At 44.2% G+C, this 21,518-nt stretch carries 16 protein-coding genes; 10 read left to right on the top strand and 6 right to left on the bottom strand.

The annotated features are described in order from the left end of the window. Nucleotides 1–197: 197 nt before the first annotated feature. Entirely contained in the window at nucleotides 198–1,493 is a 1,296-nt protein-coding gene (gene purB / locus HMPREF9243_RS08585; protein ID WP_013668513.1) for an adenylosuccinate lyase, read from the top strand. Between the two features lie 136 nt (nucleotides 1,494–1,629). Further along, nucleotides 1,630–2,532, top strand: coding sequence for an acetamidase/formamidase family protein (locus HMPREF9243_RS08580; RefSeq protein WP_013670098.1), 903 nt, complete (start codon nucleotides 1,630–1,632; stop codon nucleotides 2,530–2,532). A gap of 56 nt (nucleotides 2,533–2,588) precedes the next feature. Here the strand turns inward: HMPREF9243_RS08580 and iadA are convergent, their stop codons facing one another. Together iadA and yfcC are read right to left on the bottom strand one after the other, a co-directional pair. After that, nucleotides 2,589–3,770, bottom strand: coding sequence for a beta-aspartyl-peptidase (gene iadA, locus HMPREF9243_RS08575; RefSeq protein WP_013669942.1), 1,182 nt, complete (start codon nucleotides 3,768–3,770; stop codon nucleotides 2,589–2,591). Between the two features lie 14 nt (nucleotides 3,771–3,784). After that, the gene (gene yfcC / locus HMPREF9243_RS08570) at nucleotides 3,785–5,512 is read right to left on the bottom strand and encodes a putative basic amino acid antiporter YfcC (protein WP_041706256.1); all 1,728 of its coding nucleotides are present in this window, start codon (nucleotides 5,510–5,512) and stop codon (nucleotides 3,785–3,787) included. Between the two features lie 161 nt (nucleotides 5,513–5,673). On the opposite strand from yfcC, the gene HMPREF9243_RS08565 reads away from it, so the two are divergent. The 4 genes from HMPREF9243_RS08565 to HMPREF9243_RS08550 all read left to right on the top strand — a co-directional run bounded on the left by HMPREF9243_RS08565 (nucleotide 5,674) and on the right by HMPREF9243_RS08550 (nucleotide 11,935). Continuing rightward, a complete protein-coding gene (locus tag HMPREF9243_RS08565) occupies nucleotides 5,674–7,080 on the top strand; it encodes an aldehyde dehydrogenase family protein (protein WP_013669866.1) in 1,407 nt (468 codons plus the stop codon). A gap of 389 nt (nucleotides 7,081–7,469) precedes the next feature. Then, nucleotides 7,470–8,957 (top strand): ABC transporter substrate-binding protein/permease, encoded by a 1,488-nt coding sequence (locus HMPREF9243_RS08560; protein ID WP_013668907.1) that lies wholly within the window; start codon nucleotides 7,470–7,472, stop codon nucleotides 8,955–8,957. Between the two features lie 51 nt (nucleotides 8,958–9,008). Beyond that, the gene (argH, locus tag HMPREF9243_RS08555) at nucleotides 9,009–10,427 is read left to right on the top strand and encodes an argininosuccinate lyase (protein WP_013669084.1); all 1,419 of its coding nucleotides are present in this window, start codon (nucleotides 9,009–9,011) and stop codon (nucleotides 10,425–10,427) included. After that, nucleotides 10,418–11,935: an ABC transporter substrate-binding protein/permease gene (locus HMPREF9243_RS08550; RefSeq protein WP_013668762.1), complete on the top strand. Its 1,518-nt coding sequence runs from the start codon at nucleotides 10,418–10,420 to the stop codon at nucleotides 11,933–11,935. The genes argH and HMPREF9243_RS08550 overlap by 10 nt, the downstream gene beginning before the upstream one ends. 106 nt (nucleotides 11,936–12,041) lie before the next feature. On the opposite strand, the gene HMPREF9243_RS08545 is transcribed toward HMPREF9243_RS08550, so the two are convergent. Both HMPREF9243_RS08545 and nagB read right to left on the bottom strand, forming a co-directional pair. Beyond that, nucleotides 12,042–12,998 (bottom strand): NAD(P)-dependent oxidoreductase, encoded by a 957-nt coding sequence (locus tag HMPREF9243_RS08545; RefSeq protein WP_013669553.1) that lies wholly within the window; start codon nucleotides 12,996–12,998, stop codon nucleotides 12,042–12,044. After that, the gene (gene nagB, locus HMPREF9243_RS08540) at nucleotides 12,991–13,710 is read right to left on the bottom strand and encodes a glucosamine-6-phosphate deaminase (RefSeq protein WP_013669058.1); all 720 of its coding nucleotides are present in this window, start codon (nucleotides 13,708–13,710) and stop codon (nucleotides 12,991–12,993) included. The genes HMPREF9243_RS08545 and nagB overlap by 8 nt, the downstream gene beginning before the upstream one ends. Nucleotides 13,711–14,008: 298 nt before the next feature. Between nagB and HMPREF9243_RS08535 the strand changes: the two genes are divergently transcribed. From HMPREF9243_RS08535 to HMPREF9243_RS08520, 4 genes are all read left to right on the top strand, one after another. Beyond that, nucleotides 14,009–15,817, top strand: a complete 1,809-nt coding sequence (locus tag HMPREF9243_RS08535; RefSeq protein WP_013669511.1) for a PTS mannitol transporter subunit IICBA — start codon at nucleotides 14,009–14,011, stop codon at nucleotides 15,815–15,817. A gap of 113 nt (nucleotides 15,818–15,930) precedes the next feature. Beyond that, the gene (locus tag HMPREF9243_RS08530; RefSeq protein WP_013668760.1) at nucleotides 15,931–18,057 is read left to right on the top strand and encodes a transcription antiterminator; all 2,127 of its coding nucleotides are present in this window, start codon (nucleotides 15,931–15,933) and stop codon (nucleotides 18,055–18,057) included. A 50-nt stretch (nucleotides 18,058–18,107) separates the two neighbouring features. Beyond that, nucleotides 18,108–18,551, top strand: coding sequence for a PTS sugar transporter subunit IIA (locus HMPREF9243_RS08525; RefSeq protein WP_013669286.1), 444 nt, complete (start codon nucleotides 18,108–18,110; stop codon nucleotides 18,549–18,551). After that, the gene (locus tag HMPREF9243_RS08520) at nucleotides 18,551–19,696 is read left to right on the top strand and encodes a mannitol-1-phosphate 5-dehydrogenase (protein ID WP_013670019.1); all 1,146 of its coding nucleotides are present in this window, start codon (nucleotides 18,551–18,553) and stop codon (nucleotides 19,694–19,696) included. The genes HMPREF9243_RS08525 and HMPREF9243_RS08520 overlap by 1 nt, the downstream gene beginning before the upstream one ends. Before the next feature lie 86 nt (nucleotides 19,697–19,782). Here the strand turns inward: HMPREF9243_RS08520 and HMPREF9243_RS08515 are convergent, their stop codons facing one another. Then, nucleotides 19,783–20,307: an acyl-CoA thioesterase gene (locus HMPREF9243_RS08515; RefSeq protein WP_013668718.1), complete on the bottom strand. Its 525-nt coding sequence runs from the start codon at nucleotides 20,305–20,307 to the stop codon at nucleotides 19,783–19,785. Nucleotides 20,308–20,340: 33 nt separating this feature from the next. Next, nucleotides 20,341–21,336, bottom strand: a complete 996-nt coding sequence (locus tag HMPREF9243_RS08510) for a substrate-binding domain-containing protein (RefSeq protein ID WP_013669386.1) — start codon at nucleotides 21,334–21,336, stop codon at nucleotides 20,341–20,343. Nucleotides 21,337–21,518 lie beyond the last annotated feature (182 nt).

Below are 21,518 nucleotides of genomic sequence, written 5' to 3'. Positions count from 1 at the left end.
ACAAGTCAGAAACAAGCGGATATTTCGCTTTTATTCTGACTTGCTCCAATCATCCAAGCCTAGGCGCCAAGTCTCACACCCTGTGTGAAATGGACGTTCGTCCTGTGACTGGAGCAGGTTTAAACAGAGTGCGACAGGCGCACCAGAAGGCAAGAAGCACAAGGCAGAAGAAACTGCCAGAAAAGGAGTCAAAGCAGATGATTAATCGCTATACCCGTCCAGAAATGGGACAATTGTGGTCGGATGAGAACAAGTACCAATCGTGGTTGGAAGTGGAAATTTTAGCTGTTGAAGCTTGGGCTGAATTAGGAGAAATCCCCCAAGAGGATGCCCAAGCAATTCGTCAGCGGGCCAAGTTCGATGTCAACCGTATTTTAGCGATTGAAGCTGAGACCAAGCATGATGTGGTGGCTTTTACCCGCTGTGTTTCGGAGTCATTGGGCGAGGAGAAGAAATGGGTCCATTATGGCCTGACCTCGACCGATGTGGTGGATACAGCTTATGGTTACCAATTAAAGCAAGTGAATGACCTCCTCCGCCAAGACTTAGATGATTTCTTAGCGATTCTTAAAAAACAAGCGCTCAAATATAAAAATACCCTCTGCATGGGACGGACTCATGGGGTCCATGCTGAGCCAACAACTTTTGGTTTAAAAGTGGCCCGTTGGTATAGTGAATTTAAACGTCATCGTGAACGTTTTGAACATGCGGCTAAGGGCGTCGAAGCGGGAAAAATTTCTGGTGCAGTGGGGACTTTTGCTAATGTTCCCACCCAAGTGGAAGCCTATGTTTGTGAACATTTAGGGATTCGTGCCCAAGAGATTTCGACCCAGGTCTTGCCACGTGACTTGCATGCAGAATATATTTCAGTCTTAGCCCTAATTGCTACCGGAGTGGAAAATATGGCGACTGAAATCCGCCACTTACAAAAGTCAGAGGTCAGAGAAGTGGAAGAATACTTTGCTGCGGGACAGAAGGGTTCCAGCGCCATGCCCCATAAGCGCAACCCCATTGGTAGCGAGAATGTCACTGGTTTGGCCCGGGTAGTGCGTGGGCACGTGGTGACTGCTATGGAAGATGTCAGTCTCTGGCATGAACGGGATATTTCCCATTCCTCAGCCGAGCGGATTATTTTACCCGATACCACCATCTTAGTGGACTATATCCTCCATCGCTTCGGTAATCTTTTAGCTAATCTGACGGTCTTTCCAGAAAACATGAAGCGCAATATGCAGGCCACCCACAATTTGATTTTCTCCCAACGGGTGTTGTTAAAATTAATTGATGCAGGTCTTTCTAGGGAGGCGGCCTATGATTTAGTCCAACCCCTAACCGCTAAGTCTTGGGACCAAGGTCTTGATTTTAAAGGCTTAGTCGAAAATAATACGAAAATTCGCCAGTCTCTTGACCAAGCGGCCATTGATGATGCCTTTGATCCGGCTTATCACTTGCGCCGAGTGGATGAAATTTATGCACGTTTGGGATTAGTCTAGTTGGTTATTTTTAAATAATTTCTTTTTCCTGCTCCAGTTATCCTCTAACATGCCATTGAAAACGTTTACTATTTATAAGCAATATGAGATGATAGGTCTATATAAAATCTTAAATAGACATAATGGAGGTAGGCTTATGCATATTACAAAAGATCACTATGTGTTCTCTATGGACAAGAACCATGAACCCATTGCTAAGGTAGCTAGTGGCCAGCGTTTGCAGGTTGATGTCTGGGATTGCTTCAAGGGCAGTGTCCAGGATGAAAAGGACTTAATTTCTGGGATTGATTTTAATGAAATTAATCCAGCAACTGGTCCGATTTATGTGGAAGGCGCTCAACCAGGCAATGTGCTGAAAGTGACTATTCATAGCATTGATTTAGATCCCCAAGGAGCCATTATGACTTCTCCAGGGCTCAACAAATATTTCTCCAAGGAAATTACTGAAGAAGAGACAGCCATCTGTAAGGTCAGTGAAGACCAAAAGACCTTTGACTATTACGGAGCAACTTTCCCGGTTCATAAGATGATTGGTGTGATCGGAACAGCACCCAAGGACGAAGCGGTGGCTACTGGATTGCCTGACTTACATGGTGGCAATATGGATAACAATCAAATAAACGAAGGCTCTGTGGTTTACTTGCCTGTGGAGGTCGAAGGAGCGCTCCTGGCTTTAGGTGACATGCATGCTGCCATGGGTGATGGCGAGATTTGGGGCAGTGGTGTTGAGATCGGTGGCTCGGTTGACCTAACCGTTGAAGTCCTCGAGTCCTTCCCTTGCCCAACGCCTTTTGTGGAAACGGACCAGGCTTATTATTCTTATGGCGTCGGTGAAGACTTTGAAACGGCAGTTGTCCAAGCCAATGACCGGATGGCAGAATTTCTCATGGCTCAAACCGGCTTATCCTATAATAAAGTTGGCATGTTCATGACCTTTTCCGCTCATTTAGAATCTTGTCAGATTGTTAACCCCAATATTTCCATGCGCGTTCGGGTCGATAAGGCCAGTTATGAAAAGTTAAAGGATGTTAAAGAGTAAGCCTAAGTAAAAAGAGCCTGGGACATAGGTCCCAGGCTCTTTTAATTCGGCCTTCTTTAGGCATTTTCGAAGGTACCGTATTTAATGATTTCTTTGTTTTTAATCATTATTTCTGACATGGCAATCACGGTATCGATGGCTAGACTGTCTTCATCTAAGAGCAGGATATCCGCATCCCGTCCCACTTCTAACCGGCCCTTATGGTTAAGTTTTAGGATACGGGCAACGTTAGAGGTGACTGCTGGGAGGGCCTTTTCAAGGGCAATATTTTCTCTTTGAACAGCTTCTTGAATACCGACCAAGAGTGACTTAGCACTGCCCACACCAATACGGAGGAAGTTGCCTTCTTCATCGAAGCGAGGCAGACTCCCCTGACCATCAGAACTCATGGTAATGCAGGATTCATCTAAGCCTTGGTCAAGGACTTGTTTGAGAACCGTTCTAAAAGGAATTTCCCCGTCTTTTTCATAGGTCATATCAGGGTCTTCACTACCCGTAATGTCAAAGGTTCCACCACGTTTGGCGAAGGCAATGGCTTCGTCAACCAGTTCCTGGCTCCGGCCACAGTGGGTCGGCAGGAAGGTGGTGACTGGAATATCGGTTTCATCTAAGGCCTTAAAGAGGAATTCTAGTCGGCCCTTGTTGGGTCCCACATGGCAGTTGACCACGCCGGCCTTACCTGCTAATAAACCACCAGTCCGGGTATCGGCTGCGGCATGGGCAAATTGTTCAAAGGTTGGTGCCCCATTGCGGTGGTCGGAAATAGCAATTTCACCAATGCCAATCACCTTGTCAATGGCCATAATGTCTTTGATGATGGATCCGGTGAGGGTGGTTGCCGGGAGACGGTAGTTTCCGACATAGATATAAGTAGAGATGCCCTCTGCTTCTAAACCACGAGCCTTGGCTAATAGAGCCATTTCATCGCGTGCGACCCCATCAGTCCCCAATAAGCCACAGGCAGTAGTTACTCCAGCCGTGGTTAGTTGACTCAATTGGACTTCTGGTGTCCGGTTCTGAAAACCATTCTCACCACCGCCTCCTAGGAGGTGGAAGTGGCTATCAATGAAACCAGGGGTAGCGATTTTGCCTTGACCGTCGATCACTTCAATGTCGATCGCATTACTATCAATAGTGATGTGGTCCTCAATGGCAATAATTTTGGAACTATCCATTAAGATATCTTTAACCCCTAATTTTTCAGGGGCGTAAACAGTGACTTGTTTGATTAATTTCATACTTTCCCAACTTTCTAACTGTAACCGATACTAATGGCAATAATAATGGCAATGCTCCCTAAAACAAAGAGGAAACCCTGCATTTTAATTTGGAACTTAGCCCAATCTGCCCAATCGATCCGAGCGACTGCTAAGCAACCCACCAGGCTAGCAGAAACTGGTGTGAAGGCGTCCACAAAACCGGACCCTAATTGGAAGGCCAAGACGGCAACTTGACGACTGACTCCGATAATATCCGCCAGTGGAGCCATAATTGGCATGGTAAGGGCAGCTTGGCCAGAGTTGGAGGTCACCACTAAGTTGAAACAGGATTGGAAGATATACATGAACCAAGCGCCTAGAACGTTAGGAATACCAGATAACAGGTTACCGACGCCATAGAGAATGGTATTTAAGGCGGAGAAGGTCCCCGCGTCTGATCCTCCTAAGACCAGTAAAATCCCCTTGGCCATCCCCACAACTACAGCGGTAGGCGCCAGGTCAGAGACCCCATCTTTAAAGGCAAAGGCAATATCATTAACGGTTATGCCGTCAATTCTAAAGATTAGGGCGGTAATTCCTGATACTAAGCCCATAACAAAGAATTGGGAAGCTAATTCAGGAATGGAAAAGCCTTGACTCATCACACCCCAAACAATCCATACCAGGCCCAGTAACATTTCTAATAAGATCAGTTTGTGGCCCAGGGTAAATTCATGGCTGACGTTCTCTTGCTTGGCTAAATCGGTCCGGAAGTAGGCGTCTGATTCATAAGAGGGTGATAATTGTGGAGCCTTACGAATTCGCTTCGCGTAGACCATGGTAAAGCCGCAGGAGAGGGTGGTAATAATTACCCACATCACAATCCTAAAGCCAGCCCCTGACAGGGCCGGAAGCCCAGCGATCCCTTGAGCAATGGCGATGGAGAAGGGACTCATCCAGGAACAAGCGTTACCAATCTGTGAAGCAGCAAAGGTAACGGTCACGGCTGTAATGGAGTCATAGCCCAGGGCAATCATAAAGGGAGCAATAATCATCACAAAGGGAATAACCTGTTCAGAGGCCCCAAAGGTTGCTCCGGCAAAGGAAAAGAGGAAGAAGAGCAGGGGAATGGCCAAGTGTTCCATTCCTTTGGCGCTATTGACAAAGGCATAAATCCCGGCATCAATAGCCCCAGTCCGCATAATAATTCCAAAAGAACCCCCAACGACTAAGAGGAGGGCCACAATCCCGATGGCGGAACCATAGCGGTCTCCGGTAACAATCCCTTCAAAGATATAGTTTAACACCCCGAAGCCATAGTGGTCCTGGGTTCCCCATAGGCCAGCGGTTTTATTTAAATTTTTACTGGTGTCGTAGATACTGTCCCCATACATGGCATAGAGTTCGGATTCTTCTAAGTCGATCTCTTCTAACTGCCCCAGGGTCAAGGGTTCTGACTTTTCTAGAAGCTGGGATAAATCCTCCTGGTCAACTTCTAGTTCTTGCATTTTAGCGGGTTCTTGGACCAGGTCTTCCAAGTTGTCCCTTAAAACATCCTCCTTTAAGGGATGCATGTAACGGAAGGAATCTTGTTGGAGAACGGTCCGGGTTTGGGTTTCCCCATTGGCTCCTTCATATTCCAAAACTTCGGTGGTATATTTACCAGCCGGAACGATGAATGTTAGTAACCAGGCCACGAGAACAATACCAAAAATAATGACGTAAGTGTGTGGCGTTTGGAAACGCTGTTTTTTCTCAGCGGTTTCATTCATTTTTCTCACTCCTTATTTTATATTTATAGGGTTATTGTACCATGATAGCGCTTTAGGTGATATGTCTTAAAATGAAATTCCTTTTAATTAATGAATAAGTCCATTACGGTCATTTCTTCTTGCTTGAGTCTTTTGGGATTTTTTTAGATAATAAGAACGAGGTGATGATTATGGAGAACTATCGGAATTTTATCAATGGAGAATGGATAGCATCGTCAAGCCAAGAATTAATGCCAGTCATTAATCCGGCGACAGAAGAAGTCATCAATCATGTACAAAAAAGTAATCAGGAGGATGTTGATCAAGCAGTGGCCGCGGCTAAGGCAGCTTTTCCTGATTGGAATGCCTTAAGTGTGGACCAACGTTTAACCTATTTAGAGAAAGTTTATGACGGCTTGAAGAAATATGCTGACCTTTTAGTTAAGACCACGGTCTTAGAACTAGGGGCTTCGGTCAATTTTGCTAAGGATAATCATATTCCTATGGCTATCAAAGAGATGCGTGAATATATGGATTCGGCCAAAGACTTTGACTTTGAAGAAGAAATCGATGGGGCACGGGTTATTAAGGAAGGTTTCGGTGTGGTGGCTTGCATCACTCCTTGGAATTACCCACTCAATCAAATTCAGCGTAAGGTCACCCCAGCCCTCATTGCCGGAAATACAGTAGTGGTTAAACCGGCTTCCAATACGCCCTTGACCGCCTTGGTCTATGCCAAAGTTTTTGAGGAAGCTGATCTTCCTCATGGCGTCTTTAACTTAGTCACTGGTTCCGGGAGCGAAGTCGGTGACTACCTGGCGGGGCACCCTGATGTGGCGGTGATTTCCTTTACGGGGTCTACTGAAGTTGGCCGAGGTCTCTATGAAAAGGCTGCGCCAAACATTAAGAAATTAATTCTTGAATTAGGTGGCAAGTCGGTTATGCTCTACTTAGCCGGTGGGGATAAGGACTTAGCGGTTAAAAAGTCTATGGATTCGATTTTAAACAACCAGGGTCAAACTTGTTCCGCCTTTACCCGCTTATTAGTGCCTGAAGCTGAACTGGAAGACTTCAAGGAATTGATTGAATCTTATTACCAAGACCACGTCAAAATCGGTATGCCCGGCGAGGGCGAAACCATGGTCGGTCCGATGGTGTCGGCGCAACAAAAAGAAACCGTCCTTGACTATATTCAAAAGGGCATTGATGAAGGCGCTGAGCTTTTCTTAGGTGGTCAAGATATCGACCACAGTGGTTTCTATGTTCAACCTACAGTCTTTACCCAGGTAGATAATCAAATGACCATTGCCCAAGAAGAAATTTTTGGCCCGGTTTTATGTGTATTGACCTATAAGGATGAAGAAGAGGCTCTTGCTATCGCTAATGACTCGGCTTATGGTCTATCCGGTTATGTGGTTGGGCCTAAGGAGAAAGCGGTAGCCATGGCTGAACAATTACGGACAGGAAATGTCTTCGTTAACCATGCTTCTGGGTCTTCCAGGGCGCCATTTGGTGGCTATAAAGAATCCGGTCTCGGTCGGGAAAAAGGTCCTTACGGAATTGCCGACTACTTAGAAATTAAGACGATCTTTGTCTAAGGGCTTGCTTCTTTTTCATTTTAGGATTAAACTTTAGGAAAAATAAAAATAAAGATTGACAATAAATGAATGTCCTTTATAATAACATTAATTTATGAAATCGATGAAGCAAATAAGTAATTAACTCACTCCTGCAAAGCGATGAACGTTTGGTGCAAGGTTCCCAGGATGACTAATGAAACGTCTTGCTGAGATAGTTAGTCGAAGTTTTGAGATTAACTCGCAGATGTCTGCGTTACCAAACAGAGTTGTCAATAGTTAGTAAGCTATTCGCAAATTAGAGTGGTACCGTGGAAGAAGTCCGCCTCTTAGGAGGTGGGCTTTTTTGTTGTTTATGAGCCATTCATTGATTGAAGTGATGTTTAGTTATTATAAAGGGAGGTATTTATATGTATCAATGCAAGAAAATGTTTAGTGCGCTGTGTTTGTTTGCTTTGACTCTTTTAATCTTACTTAGTCCAAGCAGTGTTTACGCAGAGGAAAACGAGGGCAAGCAAGTTGCCCAAGACGATCAACTACTTCAGGAAATTAAGGACCGCGGCGTACTTCGCTTTGGTACAGCGAGTGGCTATGCTCCCTTTGAGTTTACAGTCTTAGAAAATGGCCAAAACCGCCTAGTAGGTACGGACGTTTTCCTCGCCCAACAAATTGCTGACGATCTTGGGGTGAAATTAGAAATTGTCGATATGGAATTTGGCTCTCTGATTCCAGCCATGGAGACCGGGTCTGTTGATATGATTATTTCCGGGATGTCCTATACCGAAGAGCGGGATAAAAAAGTGGATTTCTCTGATGTCTACCAGTCCGATCAGCAATATTTTGTGATTAGAAAGCAAGACCAAGATAAAATTAAAGATGTTTCTTACTTTGATCAAGGTGGCAAGATTGGGGTTTCCGATAACACCCTCCAAGATACCTTGGTGACCGAACGGGTTACCAGTGCTGAAAAAGTAGCCATGCGGAAGTCGGCTGATGCTGTCGCTGCCCTAATGGCTAACCAGGTGGATGCCGTGCTCCTCGATGAATCGGTAGCCAAGGCCTTTGCTGCTGAACATGGGGAACTTTTAGCTATTCCTTCTGGTTTAGATGTAAGCTCTGATGGTAAGTCGGTGGCTATCCCTAATAACCAACCCACCTTCTTAGCAGAAATTAATAAAACGGTGAACGCCTGTGTGGAATCGGGACAAATGGATCAATGGATGGAAGAATCCTATGACTTGATCCGGCAAAGTCAAAAGTCGAACTGGTTGAGCTACTGGCCTTACTTCTATGATGGGATTAAAGTCACCTTGTTGATTTCAGTAGTGGCCATTTTAGCTGGGATTATTCTGGGCTTGATCATCGTCTTGATGAGAATTTCAAACTTACCTGTCCTACCTCAATTGGCCAGTGCCTATGTTGAGTTTGTTCGGGGAACCCCTTTAATGGTTCAAGTTCTCTTCGTTTTCTTGGGTGTTGGAGCTTTGTTCTCCTTATCTTCCCTGCTATCAGGAATTATCGCAGTTTCCCTAAACGCTGCGGCCTATATTTCAGAAATATTTAGGGGCGGGATTCTTTCCGTCGACCGGGGGCAAGTAGAAGCTGCTCGTTCCTTGGGACTCAATTACTGGACCACCATGAAGAAGGTCGTCTTCCCGCAATCCTTACGTCCAGTCTGGCCGTCTTTAGTGAATGAAGCGGCGACCTTGATTAAGGATTCTTCCATTGTTTCTACGATTGGGGTAGCGGAATTAACCTTTCAAACCCGGGCGGTGACCAGCTTAACCTATCAGGGGACGATTCCTCTATTTATCTCGATGTGTTGTTACTTTGTCCTTACTTTTGTGACTTCGATGGCTTTACGTTTATATGAGAATAAGATGCAAGCGAAAGTATAAAGTCGATGAGGAAGGCTTGAAAACAAAAATTTTAGAAAAGGTTGTGTTAAAATGGCACTTTGGTCGAATACTTATCATCAAGCCATGGCTGAGTCAGCCTACCAGTTAAATCAATCCTTGGCTATTGACTTGCGGTTGCTTCCTGCAGATCTTGAGGCTAGCCAAGCCCATGCCAAAATGTTAGGTCATCAAGGGATTATTGCTAAAGAAGAAGCGGAAGCTTTAGTAGCAAGTCTAGGGGATATGCAAAAAGAATATGCCCAAGGAGAACTCACTATTGATCCTAATTCAGAAGATATTCATAGTTTTATTGAAAGTGAACTCACCAAACGCTTAGGTGATATTGGTAAGAAAGTCCATACTGGACGGAGCCGTAATGACCAAGTCGCCACGGCCATGAAAATCTATGCGCGCACAGCGGCCGACGAATTATTAGATCAATTGGACCAAGTGGTAGAGGCCTTTTGCCAGGAAGCAGGCCAACACCTAGAAACTATCATGCCTGGCTACACCCACTTGCAAAGAGCCCAAGCGGTTACTTATGGGCATTACCTGATGGCCTATGTGGAAATGTTTATGCGTGACTACGAGCGTTTGATGGATGCTCAAAAACGGATTAATCATTCCATGCCTTTAGGGGCAGGCGCCTTGGCCACTACCACTTTCCCCTTGGATCGGCAGTTAACGACAGCCTTATTAGGATTTGATGCCTACGCTGGGAATAGTATTGATGCGGTTTCCGACCGGGACTACAGTATTGAGTTACTGAGTGCCTTAGCCTTGATTAGTATGCACCTGAGCCGGTATAGTGAAGAAATGATCTTATGGGCCAGCCAAGAGTTCCAATTGATTGTAGTGGATGACCGCTTTTCTACGGGGTCATCGATTATGCCTCAGAAGAAGAACTTGGATATCCATGAATTAATGCGGGGCAAGGCTGGCCGGGTCTATGGCGACTTGATGGCGGTCTTAACCATCATGAAGGGAATCCCACTCGCCTATGATAAGGATTTACAAGAAGAAAAGGAAAGGCTCTTCGATGCCATTGATACAGTCCAAGCCTTACTTAACTTACTGCCAGCCATCTTGGATGCCACCCATCCTCAGGTGGAAAACATGTACCAAGCCGCGGGTAAGGGTTATTTAAATGCCACTGACTGTGCCGACTACCTGAGCGCTAAGGGCTTACCCTTCCGTGATGCTTATCGCCAAGTTGGGGATATTTTAAAGTATTGTCATGAAAAGGATAAAACTTTAGAGGAACTCTCCTTAGAAGAGTACCAATCCTTTAATGATTTATTTGAAGCCGATATCTACCAAGCCATTGATTTGAAACATGGAGTCTATGCCCGTCAGGTGGCTGGTGGACCAGCTCCAGACCAGGTCAAAGAACATATTGCCCAAGTGAAAGAACGTCTGAAAAACTATCAAAATAAGAGAAAAGAAGGGAAGAATGAAAAATGTCATTGATGAAGAAATTGAGTCATTGCTTTTTAGCTGTTTTACTGATGCTAACGACCCTATCCGGTCTCTTAGCCCCACAAGTCTATGGTGAGGAAGACAAGGGCCAGGCCCCTAGCGAGAATTCACTCCTCCAAAGCATAAAAGACCGTGGTGAACTTCGAATGGGGGTTAGTCCTGACTATCCACCTTTTGAATTTATTACCATGAAAGACGGCCAACAAACCGTGGCTGGAGCGGATATTGAATTAGGACAAAAAATTGCCGATGACCTCGGGGTTAAATTAAATGTTGTGACTATGGAATTCTCTAGTCTCCTATCTTCCATGGAAGCGGGAAATATCGATATTATCATTTCTGGGATGGGGTATACTGAAGAAAGAGCTAAGTCGGTTGACTTCTCTGATGGTTACCAAAATGACGAACAAGCCATTATTATCCGCAAAGATGATGCTGAAAAGATCCATGATAAAGATTCTTTCACTCCCGATATGACGGTAGGTTACCAACAAGGATCGATTCAAGAAGGGCTAGCCAATGAACAAATGCCTCATGTGGGTAAGCATGCTATGCAACAACTCCCTGATTTAATCTCTGCCTTACTTACGGGGCAAATTGATGGAGTTATTATCGACTCTGGTGTGGGTGGTGCCCACGTTCGCGCCCATGAAGATGCCTTAGAAATGATCAATGGTCACTTTAAATTAGAAGACGATAACTCTAAACGGGTAGTTATGCCCAAAAACCAACCTGACCTACAAGCCGCTATCAACCAAAGTGTCCAAGAAGTCAAAGACCAAGGTTTGATGGATCAATGGCTAGATGAATCTTATGATTTGATTATTAGTGAAGGTCAAGAACAAGCTGAACAAGGGGTTGACTGGTTATCCTATTGGCCTTATTACTGGAACGGCATAAAAATGACTCTGCTGATTTCAGCGGTCAGTGTGGTCTTTGGCTTAACCCTAGGGGCTATCTTAGCTGTTATGCGTCTGACTGAGAACAAAATTTTATCCGGTATTGCTATGGCCTATGTTGAATTCATTCGGGGGACGCCTTTAATGATCCAAGTCCTCTTTATGTTCTTAGGAATCGGTGGATTATTTAACGTACCTGCCTTGCTTTCAGCCTTGATTGCGGTGTCCTTAAACTCGGGAGCTTATATTAGTGAGATTATCCGTGGGGGGATCCAAGCGGTTGATAAGGAGCAAACTGAAGCCGCACGTTCTCTTGGTTTAGACCGTTTGACCACCCTGAAGAAGGTTATCTTTCCACAATCTTTACGGTCAATTTGGCCAGCTTTGGGGAATGAATTTGTGACCTTGATTAAGGAGTCATCCATTGTATCGACTATCGGTATTGCTGAATTAACCTTCCAAACCCGGGCGGTTACCAGCATTACCTATCAAGGGATTATTCCATTGTTGATTTCTATGGTCATTTACTTTATCTTGACCTTTACCTTAACCAAGTTCTTGAACCGTTGGGAAAAACAAATGAATGCCAAATATGCTTAAATTTGATGAATAATATCTTAGATTTAATGAATAATAGCTATGTAAAAAAGCCACTTACTGCTTCCTTGAAGGGAAGGGGTAAGTGGCTTTTTATGAGGCGAATGTTTTAGTAGCCGTTTTTTTTATCTAGGCGGTTGATACTTGGATAGTTACCGCTTAGGTAAGCTTGGTAATTTTGATAGAAAATCTTAAAAATATCATCACGGAAGTGTTCTACCCGCCCAGAGGCATGGGGTGTGATTAAGAGATTTTTAGTCTGCCATAGGGGACTGTCTTCTCCTAAGGGTTCCTCTTGAAAGACATCTAGATAGGCTCCGGCGATCTTTTCCTCTTCCAGGGCGGCTTGGAGGTCAGCCTCTACCACAGCATTGCCACGGCCCACATTGATGAAATAGCTATTGATCTTCATCTGCTTAAAGAAGTGCTGATTAAAGATATTTTCAGTCTCTGATGTTGCCGGAAGGGTATTAATAATGATATCCATTTTGCCAAGCTGCTCGGTCACACTCGTTTGGGTGTAGGTGTTTTGGAAATGTTCTACCGGTCTCCCCGAGGTATTAACTCCGTAGCAGCTTAAACCAAAAGCTTGGCCAATCCGGGCAATTTCACTGGCTAAATGGCCAGTCCCGTAAAGGAGTGCCTTTTTACCTGCCAGATTCTTCACATGCTCATAACGGTGCCAGTTATTTTCTTCTTGTTGGTCATGGTAGATAAAGAGTTGGTGGAAAACCCCTAAGAGATAACCATAAATACTCTCAGCAATGGAAGGGGCATGGATTCCTGAAACGGTCGTCACCGTTACTTTGGGATCGGCCATAACTTCTTGGGGCAAGTAGTCAGCTCCAGCGGTATCTAATTGAAGCCAGGCTAAATGGCGGTCTTCTCCTTGGTAGATGGCTCTTAGGGTATCTAAGTCGCTACCGAAAAAGATTTCGATTTGGGCGTAGTCACTCGCTTCAAGTTGGTTTTTGTCTTTAATTTGATAGCGGTCACTCAGCTCTGCTAGTTGCCCACGGGCTTGGTCCTTATATTGGGTACCTAGGTAGAGGATGGGTTTAGGCATCTGCCTCACCGCTTAGTTGGCTAGCGGCTGCTTGGTCCAGAATGACAACAACATTAGGGTGTTTTTGGAGGGCGCTAGCTGGGACTTCTTCAGTCACTGGACCTTCCACCATGGCTTTCACAGCGGCTGCCTTTTCTTCACCAAAGGCTAAGAGCAAGATGTTTTTGCTGTTTAAAATGGAACCGATCCCCATACTATAAGCTGCGGTTGGGACATCACTAGGAGAGTCAAAGAGACGGCTGTTAGCCTCGATAGTTGATTCCGTTAGTTCAATTTTACGGGTCTTACTGGTGAAGGAAGAACCGGGTTCGTTAAAACCAATATGACCGTTGCGTCCAATACCGAGTAATTGTAGGTCAATCGGATGTTCTTGGAGCAAGTTTTCAAATTGTGAACATTCCTCTTCTTCGTTAGGGTTGGCCCCATTTAAGAGATAGTTATGTTTGAAGGGTTTTTCGTTGAAGAGGTGTTTGTGCATAAAGTAATTATAGCTTTGTGGGTGGCTGGCTTCTAAGCCAACATATTCATCCAAGTTAAAGGAAAGACTGTCGGTAAAGTCTAAGTCAGAAGCAACGATTTCTTGGTAGAGTTTTTCTGGTGTCGAACCGGTAGCTAAGCCAAAGACTTTAGGCCCATCAGCTAAGGCTTCTTGGTAGTAATTTAAAGCGGCTTGGCTGGCTGTTTCGACGTCATCATAAATATAAACTTTCATTTTTGTACCTCCATAAAAGATATAAGTTGATAAAAATCTTACCCCTAGTTTAACACGGATAGGAAAATAAATCTGTGGGAAAAGTAGATTTTGAAAGTAAAACCGGCACTTTAACAAAAAAATCACAAAGTTGAATAGGTGAAAAGGGGGGAGAGATGATTAAAGCATCTTGGCATAAATTTTGGCAGCGGGCACTTTGCCAAAACTAGCCGGCAAATCCATTGAAAGCGTATACAGATATTCTGTACAATAATGGTGTAAATACTTATTACAATGATTCGATGAAGGAGGAAATATTATGGAACAGTCACAAGCCAAGTCTTCCGGCTTGAAGGCAGGTATCCAAAAATTGGGACGCCATCTCTCTAGCATGGTCATGCCTAATATCGGTGCCTTTATAGCCTGGGGGATTTTTGCTGCGCTCTTCATTCCAACGGGTTACCTACCTAATGAAAGCTTAAATGCTGTTGGTGGAGCCATGCAACGTTATCTCTTGCCATTATTAATTGCTTATTCTGGTGGTGCCCTGGTCTACCAACAGCGGGGTGCTGTTGTTGCGACCATTGCTACGATGGGAGTTATCGGTGGTGCGCCACCCGAAACGCCAATGTTTATTGGTGCTATGGCCATGGGCCCCTTTGCCGGTTGGGTCATTAAGAAATTTGACCAAGCCTTCCAAGAAAAAATCCCTTCTGGTTTTGAAATGTTAGTCAATAACTTTTCTAGCGGGATTCTGGGCTTCTTCTTAGCCTTACTCGGTTTCTTTGCAGTTGGACCACTGGTGAGTTGGGGAACTGAATGGATGGAAATTGGCGTCAATAAGATCATGGAACTGGGTTTCTTACCTTTGGCCAATGTCTTGATTGAGCCCGCTAAGATCCTCTTCTTAAACAATGCTATCAACCATGGGATCTTAACACCACTAGGTTCAGCCCAAGTTGCTGAAGTGGGTAAATCGGTACTCTATCTCTTAGAAGCCAACCCTGGCCCTGGTCTGGGCGTTTTACTAGCCTTTGCCATTTTTGGTAAGGGTAGCGCCAAATCTTCCAGTTGGGGAGCTATGATCATCCACTTCCTTGGTGGGATTCATGAGATTTACTTCCCTTATGTGATGACCAAGCCTCTCTTAATCTTAGCGGTTATCGCTGGTGGGGTAACGGGGACCTTTGTTAACGTCCTCCTCAATGTTGGTTTAACTGGACCTGCTTCTCCAGGCTCCATTTTTGCTATTTTTGGGGTAACTGCTCGTGGCGACCATCTACCTATGCTCCTAGCTGTTGCTGCCGCTGCTGCGGTATCCTTTGCGGTTGCTGCTTTAATCCTAAAAACCGACCGTTCCCAAGAAGACAACTTTGCTAAGCAACAAGCAGCTGTTTCTCAAGCCAAGGCTGAATCGAAAGGTCAAAGTGCTGATGTTGAAGCGACTTCAGATGAAGTTCCAGACGTCAACCAAATCGACCGGATTATCTTTGCCTGTGATGCTGGGATGGGGTCAAGTGCCATGGGGGCTTCCCTATTAAGAAAGAAAGCCAAACAATTAGGCTTGACTCAACCCGTGACCAACTCAGCCATTAATAACCTGAGTGACGATGCGAAGACCTTAGTCATCACCCAACAAGAATTAACCCCTCAAGCCCGTAAGAAAGCGCCATCTTCCACCCATATTTCGGTGAATAACTTTATGGATTCTGATCGCTATGATGAAATTTTAGCGGATATGTTAGACGAAGATGTAGAAACGGTTGAAGCTGAAGTATCTGATGGCGCTAGTGAGTCCGCTGATAAAGACGCTAGTCAAGCGCAAGCATCTGATTATGCTGGTATTAACAAGGTCGTCTTTGCCTTTCAAGGACCTGGTGTTGGTGGCACGACGATTGCCGCTTCCATCTTTAGAAATTTACTTGTCAAAAAAGCCCCTGATAAAAATATCCATGCTTCTGCTCAAGCACTGGAAGAGATTAAGGACCAAGACAATATCTTGGTGATCGTACAGAGTGATGACTATCAAACAGCCAAGGAACATTTCCAAAAGGCTAGAGTCATTCATTTTGACCGTTTGATTGATGAAGGGAATTACTATTCATTGATTCAATCCTTAGGAGAATAAGGCCTTTAGCCATCCTTTGATAAATAAGCGACTTAAGTCAGATAAAGTTTTCCATTAGCTGGTCTCATGGTGTACTATTAAGGCAAAGTAGCTTTTATAGAGAGGATTAGGCCATGTACTTTTCAGAACGAGAACGGGTCATATTACAGTGCTTTATGGAGCAAGGCGATGGCGTGAGCTTAGAAAGTTTAAAGATGTCCTTACAAGTCAGCCAGCGTACAGTTTATCGGGAATTGAATAATTTAGCAGCTTCCTTGAACAAGTTTGGGATCGAAATCGGTCGTGACCGCAAGAAGGGTTACTTCTTACGTTACCCCAAGGACTTTACGGCTTATGATTTAATGGATATTCTTGGACCAAAGCAAAGGCAAGCATCCTGGCCTTTCTTTGACCGGGAGATACGCCAGCAGCATCTAGCCTGCCAATTATTACTAGAAAACCCAGAATTGACTAGGCAAGATCTGGCAGAGGGTTATGGCGTCAGCCCAGCCACCATTCAAACTGACCTCAAGGCGGTTGGTGAGGCCCTATTGAATTATGACCTCCACCTAGTTCGTGATGATAGGAAGAATTATTTGGTTAGGGGCTGGGAAGCCGAACGCCGGCAAATGCTGAGTTCACTTTTAAGTCAAAATATTGACGAATATACCTTCTTTCATCCCAACCGCCAAGGCGGACAAAACAGTCAAGCCTTTATGGCTTTACTGGAAGGGGAAGACTTGGAATTAGTCCAGCAAATCTTTAATCGTTTGAATCCGACAACCTTTGCTAAGGTGACGGATAACCAGTTGAAGCTGATTATGCTCCAAGTCACGGTCACTATTTTTCGTTTAAAGTCGGGTCAGGATTTAGAAGATGGAGGGCAAGAAAAAAGCAAACACTTAGCCCTTTCCCGGCCCGGAAAAACTGAACAACAGTTAGCTCAGCAAATCATGACTTGGATATCGAATGCTTTAGCCTTACCGATTGGTATTAATGAACGGAATTTCTTGGCCCAGCAGTTAGAAGGGGTCAATTACAAGCCGCTTGAACACTTGTTGATTGAAAATTACGATGGAACCTTCCTCTATCAGGTTTCCGAGCTTATCCAAGTTGTCAGTGAAAAAACGGCCAACGATTTCCGCACTGATTCAGCCCTTTACTATAATTTAGTCACCCATATCCAGGCGACCTTTAACCGACCGGAAGTGAGTGAATTTCAAGAATCTCCCCATACCTTATTGGACCGGATAACTGACCAATATTTTGACCTTTACCAGGCAGTGAGGACGAGCTTTTCTCAAGCCTTCCCGGGACAGAAGATTGGCCGTGATGAATTGGCCTATATTGTTATTCACTTTGCAACTTCCCTGGAACGTCACCCCCAAGGCCGCCAGCAAATTTCCTTGCTCTTGGTTTGCGCGAGTGGGATGGGAACGACAAAAATTCTGGAAAACCGTTTGAAAAAGTACATTAAACAAAATCTATTGATTGATGTGGTGAAATTATCAGCCTTAAATCAAGTTGCGCTAACTTCCTATGATATCGTCTTATCCACCCTGTTCTTACCAGGGCTCAGCCGTCACTATCACTTGGTCTCCCCCTTGCTCTTAGACGATGAATTAAAGGCCTTAGAAATAGAAATTGAGCAAATCGCTCAAAATAAGGACCGGGTAGGAGCTAACAATCGGACTGGGGAAGTAAGAAGCTTAGCGAGAAATAATCAGGAGCTCAGTTTAGAAAATTATTATCATAAGATCAAAGAGGCTTATCAAGTCTACCAAAGCTTTCAAGTGATTAAGGTCAATAATACTGGAAAGGCTAAGCTTGATCTCAAAGCCTTACTTGACCAGCAAATAGGGCAACTTAGAGGCCAGCAAGTTGGTAATAGCCAGCAGGTCAGCGAGGCGGTCATGCAGCGATTTAAAGAATCGGCTATCGGCATCCCGCATTCAAGTATCGGACTCTTCCATACGAGTCATGTTGAGGTCCTAGAGCCATACTTTGTCATTTATGACTTGGCGGAGGGTTACCCTATTTTGGGCATGGACCACCAAATGATGACCCTTAGACGTTTGCTACTACTCTTAGCCCCCAATCCCTTAACTCCCTGGATACAGGAAGTGATGGGAGCAATATCGAGTTCCGTGATTGAAAATGATGCTAATCTCTCCCTCTATGATCGAGGCGATGAAGGACACTTGAAACAGTTATTGAATAACATATTACTGGCTACCATAAAAAATATGGACAGTCTATAAAAAAGCAAAAATGATGTAGGAGTATTCCTGGAGATAAAAGGAGTGAGGAAATGGAATTAAAAGAATCGATGATTCGTTTGAATCAATCCTTTATTAATAAAGAAGATGCCATTCGTGCAGCTGGGCAATTGCTTGTTGATGACGGTGATGTGGAAGAAGAATATATTGATTCCATGTTAGCCCGTGAAGAAGTGGTTTCAACCCATATGGGGAATTTTATTGCCATTCCCCATGGCACCGATGAAGGTAAAGATAAGGTAAAAGCAACTGGTATTTCGGTTATCCAAGTACCATTCGGGGTAGATTTTGCCCCCGATGAGCCAGAAGAAAAAATGGCTATGATGGTTTTTGGCATTGCGGGGATTGGAAATGAACACTTGGATCTTTTATCCAAGATTGCAGTTGTATGTTCAGATATGGACAGTGTTGTACGCTTAGTCAATGCAACAAGTGCCCAAGAAATTATTGCTATTTTTGAGGAGGCAGAAGTTTAATGAAAGCTGTACATTTTGGTGCGGGAAATATCGGACGTGGTTTTATTGGTGAAGTATTAGTCGCCAATGGTTTTACCGTTGATTTTGTGGATGTGAATGAAACGATCGTGGATGCCTTGAATGAACGAGGATCCTACCAAATTGGTTATGCGGCACCAGGAGAAGAAAAAATTGATATTTCTGGTGTGAAAGCCATTAATAATGGAAAGAATCCTGAAGCCGTGGTTCAAGCCATTCAGGAAGCAAATATCATTACCACTGCGATTGGCCCTAATATCCTTCCCTATATTGCTGAATTAATTGCCCAAGGCTTACAAGCACGCCGCCAAGCTGGGGTGAGCGAACCTATTGATGTCATTGCTTGTGAAAACATGATTGGAGGGACCGATTTCTTACACCAAGAAGTCGATAAATACCTGACCGACCAAGATCAAGACTATATTGATCGCTATGTTGGTTTTCCCAATGCAGCTGTCGACCGGATTGTCCCTGAGCAACACCATGAGGATGCCCTCTTTGTTAGTGTCGAACCCTTCAAAGAATGGGTGGTTGACCAAACCCACTCCAAAGCTAAGAACATTCGCTTAGACGGGGTTCTTTATGTGGATGACCTGGAACCTTACATTGAACGGAAGCTATTCTCGGTCAATACTGGACATGCTTCTGTGGCTTATTCTGGAGCAGCTAAGGGCTATCAAACCATTGGCCAAGCCTTAGAAGAAGGCACCATCTTAGAACGTTTGAAAGCAGTCCTTAAAGAAACCAGCAGCTTGTTAATGGCCAAGTGGAACTTTAAGGAAGCAGATATGGCCGCTTACCGGGAAAAAATTGTTGAACGTTTCCAAAATCCAATGATTGTTGACCAAGTCAACCGGGTAGGTCGGACACCAATCCGTAAGTTGGGTTATAACGAACGCTTTATCCGTCCTATCCGTGAATTAAAGGAACGTGGCTTAGACTATAACAACCTGCTAACAGTGGTTGGCCTAGCCTTTAACTTTGATAATCCCCAAGACGACCAAAGTGTGGCCTTACAAGAAAAATTACAAAAACAACCCTTGGAAGAAGTCATCCAAGATGTCACTGGCTTGGATGATGCGGACTTAATTCATGAAATTAAAACCGCAGTTGAAGCCGCTAAATAATTTCTACAAAAACTTCAAAGAAAAAGAGGTCAGGAAAAATTCTGACCTCTTTTTTGGACAACTTTAAAAGATTAAGCCGCTTGTGCTTAATGGAAATGGTGTTTCATTTTCTCTTGGATGATTTGATCCTCTTTGCGTTGCTCTTGGCGGATCTTGCGACGGGAGCCATAACCAGCGCAGATGTAGCGTTCTTCATCGGTTTCCGGTTGAATTTTGGGCATGGTAAACTCTTCATCTTCTTTTGGAGTAGCGACAAAGGTTAAGAAAGAGGTTGCTCCAATGAATTTACGGTTTTCCTGATAGTTTTCACCAATCACTTTGACAAAGACTTCCAAGCTGCGATGACCAGTCCCAGTGACATAACACTCAATGCGGACAATTTCTCCTAATTTAAAGGGACTAATGAAGTTCATATTGTCCAAGGAGGCTGTTACCCCAGAACAGCGGGTGGCCTTATGGGCAGCGAGACTAGCCACATTGTCGATTAAATAGAGTAACTCCCCACCATAGAGGTTCCCAGCTGGGTTAGTATGGGCAGGTAAAATTAGCATTTCATGGACAACAAGTGTGTCTTGACAATTAAGGACTAAATCCTTTGTTTCGTTTTCCATAGTGACATCCTACTTTCTAATTAAGCCGCTTGATTAACTGGTGGTTCCTCCCTTTATGATTTGGTAAGGAAGCTTCAGGTCAGTGTCAAGCGTTTCATTTTCCATTAACTTGGTCAAGGCCCGCATGGCAACAGCACCAATATCATAGATTGGTGGGGCAATTGAGGAGAGTTCTGGACGTGACATGTTGACAATTGAAGAATTATCTGAAGCCATGATTTCGACCTCTTCAGGGATCTTAACACCATTATCTAATAAGGCATTGAGTAAGCCAATGGCGATGGTATCATCGGTAGCAATAGCAGCATCCGCTTCTATTTCAGAGAAAGTCTCGTAAAGGGCATAGCCTGAGTCATAAGAAGGCGACTTCGCCGCAATTAATAAGTCTTCATTAACGGCATGTCCAGCTTCTGTTAGGGCCTTTTCATAACCTTGTAATTGCCGGCTTTGGCTTACTTTGAAGCCTTGGTCACTACCAACGAGGGCGATTCGTTTCTTACCCTTAGCTAAGAAATCTTTAGTGACTTGGTAGTAGGCATCTTCCACGTCTATATTAATCGTAGGCATGGTTGCTTCAGGATCGACTAAATCAGTGAAGACGCAAGGACGACCAGCGGCGAAAATTTTTTGCCGGGCTTCTTGAGAAATGCTATTTCCGATAAAGATAATGCCGTCGACTTGCTTCATAATTAAGCTTTCCACCCCAGCAGCGTCATGCTCAGGGTCGGCGTTAGCTAAAATAATATTGTATTCATACATATTAGCAATATCATCGATCCCCAAAGCCAGAGAACTGTAATAAGGGTTAGTAATGTCTGGTAAGAGTACCCCGATATAGCGGGTCCGCTTGCTGGCTAAACCGCGGGCAATGACGTTAGGATGGTAATTTAATTCTTTAATCACTTTCATGACTTTTTCTCTAGTCTTAGGGCGCACATTAGGATTTCCGTTAACGACACGTGAAACTGTGGCCATGGATACCCCTGCTTGGTGGGCGACATCATAGATTGTCACGTTTTGTTTCTCCATAATAAAACTCCTTCGAAAAAATTTACTGACTTAATATAGCAAAGGTGTTTTTCTTTTGCAACCGTTTACTAATTCATTATATCACGTTTTCATTAACTTTCATAAAAAATAAAATCTTTCCTTAAAAGTTATCGTAGCTTATTACGCTGAAAAGCGCTTAAGCTAGCTTGCTGTCTAAGAAA

It is taken from the genome of Aerococcus sp. Group 1, from assembly GCF_000193205.1.
Classification (GTDB): Bacteria; Bacillota; Bacilli; order Lactobacillales; family Aerococcaceae; genus Aerococcus; species Aerococcus urinae_A.
The sequence above is the reverse complement of the archived record's forward strand: the minus strand, read 5'-3'. Positions and strand labels throughout refer to the sequence as shown.